The organism is Micromonospora sp. DT4 (assembly GCF_049841675.1).
Taxonomy (GTDB): Bacteria; Actinomycetota; Actinomycetes; order Mycobacteriales; family Micromonosporaceae; genus Micromonospora.
On the sequence record NZ_JBNCKT010000152.1, the window covers coordinates 1 to 10,190 of the forward strand.

Genomic DNA, 10,190 nt, shown 5'->3' on the forward strand with positions numbered 1-10,190 from the left:
ACCTTCGAAGGCCGCCTGTCCGCAGGCCGCAAGTAACCCATCAAAATCCAGTTACACCGTTAAGTTGACAGTCCCGGCTGCCAACCGGGCAAGCCTCTGCGGACCTACTCGCACCTGTCTTCGGCTTACGGCTACCTCCGGAGTAGCTCGATGAGTTAGGCACGCTGTCGGCGGGCATCCGCCGAAGCAGCGACCACAGGCTACGGACCTGCACGAACCTGCTCGGAAATTCAAGCTGGTTGCTTTCCGGCGTGGCACGGGCTCACGCTCAGGTCCGCTTGTAGAGTACGAATATCCTTGTACGCCACGCGTTTTGGAGCTGCCGGTGTCAAGTCTCATCGCCCACGTCAGAGCAGGCGATCCCGGAGAGCTGTGCTCTCGGACTGGAGCGGGGGCGGCTCGTGGCGATCAGTGATTCGGACATCTCAAATGCGCTTTCGGCCTACCTTGAGTGCTATCCGGATGAAGCCGCGTCGCTGTCCGAGCCGGTGAAGCTGCTTGCTCAGGGAGCGGATTTCGCCTCGCGACGGAACTTCTCAATGCACGTGACTGTCGGTGCGCTTCTGGTCCGCAGCGGCGACGAAGTGCTGCTTGTCGATCACCTCGCCTACGGGATCCCCTTGCAGCCTGGAGGACACCTCGAGCCGACTGATTCCACGCTGATCAGCGCGGCGGTGCGGGAGCTGGTGGAGGAAACCGGGGTTGATCCCGGCAGGCTCTTCCCGGCGTCGCAGATTCCGGTCTACGTCGAGTACGGGAAAGTTCCGGCGCGGCCGGCGAAGGACGAGCCGGAACACTTCCATCTCGATTTCGGTTACTCATTCGTGACGGCGCAGGCGGATGTGGGGCGTATCCAAGAGTCGGAGGTGCGAGGTGCGAAGTGGTACCCGCTTTCTGTGGCCGAGGGACTTGTCGGGCACCGCATCACGCGGGCGGTGGCTGCGCCGGCGTGATGTGGGCGACAGGCCCGGGCGGATGCTCCCGATCGAGTGGATGTCGTTGGTCTACCGGTTCAGCTCGTGGTCGTTGTTGTTTCGCTGTCGGTTGAGGCGTCGTCATCCGCTCAATCAAAGGACGGCTTGCGGGTTCGGCCCCGCTTGAGCTCGAAGAAGCCGTCAGTTTGCGCGACGATGACCAGGCCGTCCCAGAGTCTTCCGGCGGCTTCACCGCGGGGTGCGGGTGTGATGACGGGGCCGAACAAGGCGGTGCCGCCGATGCGGAGAACGGGCGTTCCGACGTCGAGGCCGATCTCGTCGAACGCCTCGTTGTGCGAGTCGATGATGAGCTGGTCGAATTCCGTGCTGGTGGCCGCTGCCGCCACCGAGTCGGGTTGGCCCGCCGCGGTGAGGGCCTCGGTGATCACGGTGGGGTCGTCGCGGCGTCTTTGGTTGTGGAGCCGGGTGCCGATCGCGGTGTACAGCGGTCCGAGGACGCTGGGGCCACTGTTTTCGGCTGCGGCCGCACAGACCCGCACCGGACCCCATGCTCTGGCCATGAGGTCGAGGTAGTCCGCGCTGAGTCCCTTGCCCTCGCGCTGGACGAGGTTCAGGTAGGCCAGTGACATGATGCGCCATTCGGCGCGCACCGGCCGGACCTGCTCTACCTCCAAAAGCCAGCGTGAGGTGATCCACGCCCAAGGACACAGCGGATCGAACCAAAACGGGACCGTTTCGCGGGGCGTTTGGTCCTCGATCTTCACCACGAATTTCGTCCTCTCAGGTCTGGTTCGCCGGGAGGTTTGATGTCGAAAAGTTCGCCTTGAATGGGAATGTTGCACTTGGCCGTGCGGCCCGCGAGCTTCATCAGCTCCGCGAGATCGTTGAGCTGGGCGTTGTCGTTGGCGGCGGCGATGAGCCGGATGAACACCTGGGCGGTGACGTCGACGTCGGCGTGGGCCCGGTGGCGGTCTGCCGGGTGCTCGATGGAGAAGTGCGCCAGGAGCGTGTCGAGTTTGTAGTTCGGCAGACCCGGGATGAGGTGTTTGGCCAGCGGGATCGTGTCAAGAAGATCGATGCTGGCGAGTGTCGGGCAGTGCTCTCGCTGGTTGTGGATGAGGTTGGCCTCCGTGGCGGCGTGCTGAGCGACCAGCAGGTACCGGTTGTCGGCGGTGAATCGCCGATCCAGTGCGCCCAGTGCGTCGGCCGGGGTGGGGGCCAGCCTCACCTGCTCGGCGGTCAGGCCGGTCTGGGCGGTGAAGGCGGGGGTCACCGGGGCGAAGGCGGGCGGCCTGATGAGGGATGTGCTCCTGCCGACGGGCGTCCAATCGGCATCCTGGTAGCGGAGTGCGAGAGCGGCGACTTCGACGGGCTGGGCCGGGTAGCCCGTGGGAGTCGTCGCCTCGAAGTCGATGATCACAAACGTGGTCGCCAGAAACTCGGGGTCTTGCGTCAGTCCGCCCATCGGTCCACCGTTCTCATAGGTACCGGGCGCCTGCCGACGAGCGTCGGGACGAGCATGCCTGAGCGTCCGCTTCTGTGGTGAATGGTCACCGAATGAGGCTGGTAACGGCCTGTGTGGCAGCGTGCAGGTCTGGTGCGCCCCAGAGTCGCTGGCCCGTCCAGGTCTCGCTCAATGCCCGATAGAGGTCTGACATGACGGGCAGGAACTCGGGTGGAAGCGGCGCCGGCTGTGGCCACAGGTTGCGGGGCACGCCGTCTGCGATCAGCTGGTTGACCGGCACGTCGAGCCTGTGGGCCACGTACCAGTTCCGCAGGACCTGTTTGCCGCAGTGCACTCGGTTGAACATCAGGCGGCTTTCGTCGGGTGTGCCGGGGCTGTCGGCGACCACGATGCCGCCGTCGCTGGCGGCCAGAAACTCGACCTTGCCGTCGCAGTGGCTCAGCCCAACCTCGCGTGCGTGCCCGCTCAGAACCTCGTTGACCTTGGCGGCGGTGTCGCTCATCGTCTGAAACTGTTCGTCGCTCACACCGCCGAGGCGCTGAGCCTCAGGTCTGTCGATGAACCGGTTGACTGGTTCCAGCATCGTCGCGTATTCGAAAAGCGGTTGCTCCAGATGCTCGCCGAGGATCGGAGCGTTGCGGAGCCCCGCCTGGGCTGGCGTGAGCGTGCCTGCCGCGAGCCGTCGGTGGACAGAGCTGCCTTGAGGGAGTTCGTTGCGGAAGAGGACTTGCAGCGGAATGAGGTAGTTTCCGCTGCCCAGGATGGGCGACCCGGAGTCCGGATCCGGTACGCGCGCGAGATCGAACTCGATCCGGTTCGGGGCAATGAATCGGCGGAAATGGGTGGGTACGCCCGCCTCCTCCAACCTGGTGAAGTTGAAGACGGCCATGCGGCAGGTGGCCTCGCCTTTCCCGGGGATACGGTCGGGCATTCGGCCGTAATGGAACACCGTGTAGTGGTCGGTGTACTCGAAGATTCCGATGCCCGTCCTCGTTGCCGTGGGGGGTTCGATGATCTCCAGGTTCTTGGTCGAGTGAAGGACGGGCATCATGCTCCCCTGGTGTGGGATTGACTCGTGCTGTCGTCTGGCGGGTCTGCGGCTCAGTGCAGTTTCGGTGTCCGATGAAGCGTCGCGGTGCGGTCGCCGTCTCACCCGTGGCTCGACCACGCCGACCCGGCCGGCTCAGTGCGGAAGCGCCTCCTGTTCTTCTGCGGCGGCCAGATGGCCGTTGACCACCGTGAGCACGTGCATGGCGGCCGCGCGGGCGGAGGCGAGACCGTCGTGGGCGTCGTCGATGGCCAGGCAGCGGTCCGGCGGGACTGCGAGACGTCGCGCGGCGGAAAGGTACAGGTCGGGGGCCGGTTTACCGTGCGCGACGTTCTCTCGCGCGACAACGGCCGCGAACTCGTGCCTGAGGCCCAGGGCGTCGATCCCGGGATCGACGAGAAGTCGGCTGGCGCCCGACGCGACGGCACAGGGCAGCCCGGCACGGCGTGCGGTGTGCAGGAGCGCGACGACGCACGTGATGGGGGTGAGGTTGTGCACGGTGGTCAGCAGGTGGGCGCGGCTCTGCTGGACGATCTCCTCATGGGGTAGGTGCCGGGCGCCAGGTAGCGCGGCCAGCAGATCGTGGATGGACAGGCCGACGTGTCGGCGATACCAGACGGGGTCCAGGTCGAGGCCATGGAGCCGCAGCGCCGCTCGCAGCGCCTGCTCGTGGCTGGCTGTGGTGTCGGCGAGGGTTCCGTCGAAGTCGAAGATCACAGCCTCGATTTCGGCGAGGATCGCGGTGGCGCAGCCTCCCGCCCGAGCCGGGTTCGAGCAGGCTGAGGAGCTGGCGGTTTGGTTCATGCCGGCGCCGGGCCCGAGCCGCAGCACATGCACCGTGCCTGTGGGCCCTGCCATGGCTCGTGCAGGCAGCCAAGGCCGGTCCCGGCACCCTGGATCCAGAGTCGGATCAGATCGCCCGCCTCGTGCTCGTTGACTGTGCGCCGGTCCAGAACCCGGTAGCGTGCCGGGTCTGTGGCGGCGAGCCGCTCGTAGAGCGCGCAGGCGTCCCGCATGAACGTAACCTGTTCGCTGGTAAAGACGCACTTGTCGCGCCGTTGCACGCGCGTCACGGCCTCGGATGCCTCGTCGGTGAGGAGGATCGTGAGGTCGGGCAGGGGCCGGTAGGAGGCTGCGAGGTCCCGCAGTGCGATGGCCGCCTCAAGGGCGGCATCGCCGTCGTGGGGGTGCAGTTGCACCGCCTGGCACACCGCTGTGGTGTCGACGCTGCGGCCCTCGACGACGGTTCGCCCGCTGGCCAGCTCGGGTAGGACGGTGTCCAGGTCGTGCCGCTTGATGGCCAGCAGAAGCATCGTCTCGGCCAGGGGTGTGCCTCCGCGCAGGAACGGGTCTCCCGCGCTGGCCTCGATCAGCGCCCGCAGCAGAGCTTTCCCCAGTCCAGGGCCTCCGCCAGTTCGCCGGGAAAACTCCTCCAGCAGCATCGGCTTGTCGTCGAGACCGTCGAGAGCGCGAAGGGTCAGATAAGTCTTGCCGATTCCCGTGATGCCATCGACCGAGATCAGCGGTCCACGGGGGCAAAGGCGTTGCGATGTGCTCGTCATGTGGGGTTCCGTTCAGGGCCGCGCGAACAGGTCACTGCCCGCAGAGGTGTCCTGGGTGGGGGTGTCAGTGTCGGTACGGGAACCTCGTTCAGGCGGCCCATGTGGTGGCCTCTCGGGTGATGACGGCCGCATAGCGATCGAGGATGGCCTCGGTGTCGCGTTCGGTGAGAAGGACCGCGAGCGTGTGGTCGAGGATTTGGGCGGCGCCCCGGCACGGCCGGCCGTGTTGAGAGAACATGGGCCGGGTGTCGCAGGGGACGAGCCGGAAGCTGCCGGTGGAGTTACGCACTCCCTGCCGCGCGAGATGCTCGGCGAACCCCCGGGCCTCGGGTAGGTCGATGTGCAGAAGCGGGGCGAAGCCGTTCCACTGCTCGTCCGCAGCCGGATCGAGGGCGACCAGGCCGGGCACGCCTTGGAGGGTGTGCAGCAGGTGGCGGGTCTGTGCGCGGCGCAGCGCGACCAGATTCTGGAGTCGGTGGACGTTGGCCTGGGCGATCACAGCGAGCGGAGCGGCGAGGCGGGAGTTGGTCGCCAACCGGCTCAGCGGGTCTTGACCGGGAGGGGCTGGCTGCCAGTGGCTACGGAACGCGGCAGCGTGCTCGGCCAGATCACGGCGGGCGGTGAGCAGGAATCCGCCCTCGCCGCTCCACAGGATCTTGCCGTCCTTCATCGAGAAGCAGCCAATGGTGCCGATCGTGCCGGCTCGTTTCCCGTCGCGGGCGGTGCCGGCGGCTTGGGCGGCGTCCTCGATGACGATGAGGTCGTGCGCGGACGCGAACGCCGTCAGAGCTGCGGGGTCTCCCATCCGGCCCCACAGGTGCACCGGGAGGATTGCCCGAGTTCGTGGGGTGACCTTGCGGGCGGCGTCGTCGTAGTCCACATCCAGGGTTGCCGGGTCGCTGTCGACGAACACCGGTGTGGCGCCGAGGGCGGCCAGCGGCGCCACGGTCATGACGACGCTCAGCGCCGGCACGAGGACCTCGTCGCCCAGGCCGATGCCGCAGGCCGACAGGGCTGCGTGCAGGGCAGCGGTGCCGGATGCGACCGCGACGGCGTGCGGTACACCGAATGCCACGGACAGGTCGTGCTCCAGTTGCCCGGCGACCGGGCCACCGCTGGGGTCGGGCATCTGAGCGAGCACCACGGCGAGCTGATCCGCGAGCACCTGTGGGCCGCCGTGGACGGCGGGCAACGTCATCGCTGAGCCCCGGGGTTGAGCAGCCGCGGCATGTCCAGGACGAGGGGCCACATGTTCACGCAGTCTCGACTGAACAGCGCACAGTCCGTACACGCCGGTCTGGTGGCGAACAGCGTGCGCGCGTCGCCGTCGCGGATGGTGCGTTGTCGCGCGGGCGGGGTGGCGGCGATCCGGCGGTCGGAGGGGCAGTCCCAGACCGAGCCGTCGGGCTGGATAAAGAACAGGCGGGCGCCGCCGAAGCAATCAGGCACATGCCCGCTGTCCTGGGTGGAAATCGCGGCGATGAACCGCTGGATGTAGGACGGGTCGGGCAGGGCCAGCCCCGGGGGGTCGCGGTAGAGGCGGTCGAGGTGCTCGCCAACCTCGGCGACGTCGGCGGATGTGTGGGACAGGGCGTCGAAGAGCTGGTGATCGGGTGCGAGGGAGATCGGCTGCGGCACGTAGTAGTCCACGCCGATGTCGGCGGCCAGCCGCGCCACGTCGGTGATCTCCTGCGGGCGTGATCGCGTGACCACGGTGTAGATCCCGACCCTGGGCGCGGGCCGGTCGCCACGGGCCCGCAGCAGAGCGCCGATGCCTTCCAGGACGTCGTGGTAGCCGAAACGGCCCGAACGTGACGGCCGCATCCGGTCGTTGGTGCCGGCGTCCGCGCTGTCGAGCGACACCGATACGCCGTCGACGCCGAGGGCGACCAGACGCTCGGCGACGTGCAGGCGCGTGAGCGGAATGGCGTTGGTCGCGATGACGACCTGGCAGCCCGCGTCCTTGATGAGAGAGATGACTCGGAGGGTCGCGGGCCAGTCCAGCGGTTCGCCACCCGCGATGATTACCCGCTCGACGGGGGAGCCGGGCAGCGTGCGCGCGAACGCCGCCAGGGTCTGCGCCGACAGGTCGGCGCGAGACAGGTGCGACAGGACTCCTGCCTGCTCAGGCAGGTTGTCCTTGTGCTCCTCGATAGTGCCGAAGTAGCAGTGCGGGCACTTGAACGCACAGGGAGAGCGCAGGGCCCACAGCAGGGTCACGTCACGAGGCATGGGCGGCCTGCCGATCCATCAGGGTGGCCACGATCTCGCCGACGGCTCCGGCCGTCTCCTCCCGTGACATGCCGGCCACTTCGAGAAGGACATATCGTCCGGGATCGTCGGCTGCCGCCTTCCGGTACAGGGTGTCGATCTGTTCGAGCAGTTGCAGGTCCGCCGGGGTGAGTGGCCGCCCGATGCGGTCGGCGAAGCGCCGCGGGCACTCCTCGGGGTCGCCCGTGAGGAGGATGGTCGCGTCCGGGATACGCCTCCAACGCCGCACAGCCGACAGCACGTACCGGGCCACCGATTCCGGCGACGTCTCTGGGCGCGGGGAGCACAGAATCGCTGCCTGGTAGACCGCGATGCTGTCCACGCCGCGGTCTTCGATGATCACCTCGACTCCGGTCAGGTCGCGCCCGGCCAGCCGCTCGGCTTTGCCGACCTGTAGCGCGAGCAGGGCTAGGGTCTCCACGACCGGGTAACCAGTGCGCAGGAAAGGGTCGCCGTGCTCGGTCAACGCGGCGATGACCGGACCGTGCAGTGCAGTGCCACAGGAGTCCGTGAGTTCGTCCAGGAGCACACAGCGGGCGCCGAGCATGGCGGTGGCCGCGCGGGCTGCGCTCGTCTTCCCGACTCCGTTGATCCCCTCGATGCTCACCCACAGCGGTGCCGCACGTGGCGCTGGTGTGCTGGTCATGCCGGCCTCCGGCAGACGTAGAGCAGCTCGGTGGCCACGTCGGGAACGGCGACGGCCGACACCGCGTCCAGCAGGGCTTTGGGGACACGCTCCACCAGGTCGCGGTACCAGCCGGCGGCCGCGTTCCCGTACCGGTGGGTGAGCGAGGCCGCCAGGACTTCCGGGGCGGGCGGCAGCAAACCCATCACGTCCTCGATGACCAGGCCCGCCTCGGCGAGCATCTGGGTGATCTCCTCCCGCGACCATTCGTAGACGTGGACGCGGTACTGCAGCGGACGCGGAGGGGAGCCGACGGCAGCCGGGGTGGACAGGTAGAGCATTCCGCCCGGCGCCAGCGCCGCAGCGGTGTTGCGCAGGCTCGCCGCGCCGAGTTCGAACGGCAGGTGCTCCAGCGCCGAGGTGTATAAGGCGATGTCGAAGGCGGGCAGATCCGGCCAGGGCTGGGCGACGTCGCACTCCACCAACTCCACCGGGAAAGGGTCACCGTAGGTCGCGCGCAGGGCCTCGATCCGGTTGCGAGCCTCATCGAGATTGGCAGCGCTGATGTCCAGCCCGACATACCCTCCGATCGTCGGGGCGTAGCAGTGGAGCAGCGGCAGCGCCAGCCCGCGGCCGCAGCACACGTCCAGCACACGAGAGCCCGGCACGCACCGCTCGGCGACAATCAGGTGCTGCAAAAGATTCATCAGACCCGACGGTTTGGCCTCACCACGGCTCAATGCCGCGTAGAAGTCGTCCATCTGGTTGGTGCTGTAGGGGCCCACCATCGGGGTTCCCGGCCGAGTCTGGTACTGCTCCGGCAGTTGCGCGGCGTTCATCCTTTGGCTCCCATGCAAACATCGGGGTGGAGCGCCGGAGCGCGGTCGGGGGCGTGCTGATGCGGGTCCAGCCCGGCGGATTCCGGCAGGCTTGGCCCGCTCATCTGCGGTCTCGGGGCTCGGCTGCGTGTGCCGGGGCCGCGCCGAGCGCCGGGCGGACTCGCGGCGAGGCAGGCACGATCAAGTCCTCGGTGGTCCGCGCGGTGTCGTTCCACGGGAAGACGACCCAGTCGAGGGTGTCCCACACCCAGATGTCCGGGGTGAAGGTCGCCGCTTTACTGCGGCAGAGCGCCGCAGTGCGTACGCCCGCCGGGGCCAGATGCGTGGCCAGCCATGGAACCGCCGCGCGGTAGGTGGAGCCAGTGCCGCAGATGTCGTCGGCCAGCAGCACCCGGGAACCGCGATGCGCCACGAGCGCCAAGTCGGGTTCCTCCGGCAGCTCGACCTGCCCGGTCGCGGGAAGGTACACCTCGTCGCTGCGATTGTGGCGGGCCAGCAACTCCACGACCGGCACCCCGTAGTGGGCACCGAGCAACCGGGCCAGCGGAACTCCCCCGCGCGCGATCCCAACCACCACCTCAGGCGTCGGCTCCTGCCCGGCGATCAATGCGGCAGCAGAGGCGAAAGCGTCCTGCGTCAGGCGCCAGATGCGCCGGTGCTCGAAGACCCGCTTCACCCCCGCCTCCTCGCGAGGTGGGCCGGTGAGGCCCCCGACCGAAATATCCACGGGGATACCTACTCTCATTCGGAACGGATGTTGTCGTGGGCGAGGGCGAGGAACTGCTGGGAGAGCACCGGGTCGCTCCCGAACCGGCCGCCGGCCTGAAGCGAACTGGTGCGGGCGGCCTCCATCCGGACGCCCCGCATGCTCATGCACAGGTGCGTGCCGCGGACGGCCACGGCCACGTCGTCGCTGCCGATCATCCCGGCGAGGTCTTCAGCGACCTGCCGGGTGAACCGCTCCTGAACCTGGAGACGGCCGGCGTGCCGCTGGGCGATGCGACCGAACTTCGACAGACCCACGACCTTGCCTGCGGGCACGTATCCGACGGTGACCTGCAGGTTCATGGGCAGCATGTGGTGCTCGCACAGCGACCACACGCTCATGCCACCCACGACGACCAGTTGGCCGCTCAGGCGTGACTCGGTGAAGCATGTCGCGGTGGAGGCATTGTCTGGGGAGAGGAAGGTGTTCCACCAGGACGCGACCCGCTCTGGAGTGTCGGTCAGCCCCTCGCGGGCGGGGTCCTCGCCCAGCGCGACCAGGAGCTGGGAGATCAGGTCACGCACCCGGCGGGTGTTGATGTGCGGACCCGGCATGGCGGGTGCGGCGCTGCTGGCGGCCACAGTGAGGCCGGCGAGGGAGGAACTAGGGCCTGTCTTGTGGATCATGGTTGGTGGGGTAGGAACATCACGGGTGTCCGGAGTGTTACCCGAGCGCTATG

12 protein-coding genes are annotated in these 10,190 nt (G+C 67.9%); 1 reads left to right on the forward strand and 11 read right to left on the reverse strand.

Annotation, left to right across the window (positions count from 1 at the left end; genetic code table 11):
* Window positions 1–401 precede the first annotated feature (401 nt).
* The gene (locus tag ACLQ24_RS26675) at window positions 402–953 is read left to right on the forward strand and encodes an NUDIX hydrolase (RefSeq protein ID WP_425894460.1); all 552 of its coding nucleotides are present in this window, start codon (window positions 402–404) and stop codon (window positions 951–953) included.
* Between the two features lie 110 nt (window positions 954–1,063).
* On the opposite strand, the gene ACLQ24_RS26680 is transcribed toward ACLQ24_RS26675, so the two are convergent.
* The 11 genes from ACLQ24_RS26680 to folE all read right to left on the reverse strand — a co-directional run bounded on the left by ACLQ24_RS26680 (window position 1,064) and on the right by folE (window position 10,137).
* Window positions 1,064–1,702: a disulfide bond formation protein DsbA gene (locus ACLQ24_RS26680; RefSeq protein ID WP_425894461.1), complete on the reverse strand. Its 639-nt coding sequence runs from the start codon at window positions 1,700–1,702 to the stop codon at window positions 1,064–1,066.
* Entirely contained in the window at window positions 1,696–2,400 is a 705-nt protein-coding gene (locus ACLQ24_RS26685; RefSeq protein ID WP_425894462.1) for a 3'-5' exonuclease, read from the reverse strand. Before ACLQ24_RS26685 ends, ACLQ24_RS26680 begins: the two co-directional genes overlap by 7 nt.
* A gap of 85 nt (window positions 2,401–2,485) precedes the next feature.
* On the reverse strand, window positions 2,486–3,451 hold the full coding sequence (locus tag ACLQ24_RS26690) for a phosphoribosylaminoimidazolesuccinocarboxamide synthase (RefSeq protein WP_425894463.1): 966 nt from the start codon (window positions 3,449–3,451) through the stop codon (window positions 2,486–2,488).
* Window positions 3,452–3,583: 132 nt separating this feature from the next.
* Complete coding sequence (locus ACLQ24_RS26695; protein WP_425894464.1) at window positions 3,584–4,252, reverse strand: HAD family hydrolase; 669 nt, start codon at window positions 4,250–4,252, stop codon at window positions 3,584–3,586.
* Entirely contained in the window at window positions 4,249–5,010 is a 762-nt protein-coding gene (locus tag ACLQ24_RS26700; RefSeq protein WP_425894465.1) for a dTMP kinase, read from the reverse strand. Before ACLQ24_RS26700 ends, ACLQ24_RS26695 begins: the two co-directional genes overlap by 4 nt.
* Window positions 5,011–5,098: 88 nt before the next feature.
* Window positions 5,099–6,208, reverse strand: coding sequence for a DegT/DnrJ/EryC1/StrS family aminotransferase (locus tag ACLQ24_RS26705; protein ID WP_425894466.1), 1,110 nt, complete (start codon window positions 6,206–6,208; stop codon window positions 5,099–5,101).
* Window positions 6,205–7,242: a radical SAM protein gene (locus tag ACLQ24_RS26710; RefSeq protein ID WP_425894467.1), complete on the reverse strand. Its 1,038-nt coding sequence runs from the start codon at window positions 7,240–7,242 to the stop codon at window positions 6,205–6,207. Before ACLQ24_RS26710 ends, ACLQ24_RS26705 begins: the two co-directional genes overlap by 4 nt.
* Entirely contained in the window at window positions 7,232–7,927 is a 696-nt protein-coding gene (locus ACLQ24_RS26715) for a hypothetical protein (protein WP_425894468.1), read from the reverse strand. The genes ACLQ24_RS26710 and ACLQ24_RS26715 overlap by 11 nt, the downstream gene beginning before the upstream one ends.
* Window positions 7,924–8,667: a class I SAM-dependent methyltransferase gene (locus ACLQ24_RS26720; protein ID WP_425894469.1), complete on the reverse strand. Its 744-nt coding sequence runs from the start codon at window positions 8,665–8,667 to the stop codon at window positions 7,924–7,926. The genes ACLQ24_RS26715 and ACLQ24_RS26720 overlap by 4 nt, the downstream gene beginning before the upstream one ends.
* A 178-nt stretch (window positions 8,668–8,845) precedes the next feature.
* Window positions 8,846–9,490, reverse strand: a complete 645-nt coding sequence (locus ACLQ24_RS26725; protein WP_425894470.1) for a phosphoribosyltransferase — start codon at window positions 9,488–9,490, stop codon at window positions 8,846–8,848.
* Entirely contained in the window at window positions 9,487–10,137 is a 651-nt protein-coding gene (gene folE / locus ACLQ24_RS26730) for a GTP cyclohydrolase I (protein WP_425894471.1), read from the reverse strand. Before folE ends, ACLQ24_RS26725 begins: the two co-directional genes overlap by 4 nt.
* Window positions 10,138–10,190 lie beyond the last annotated feature (53 nt).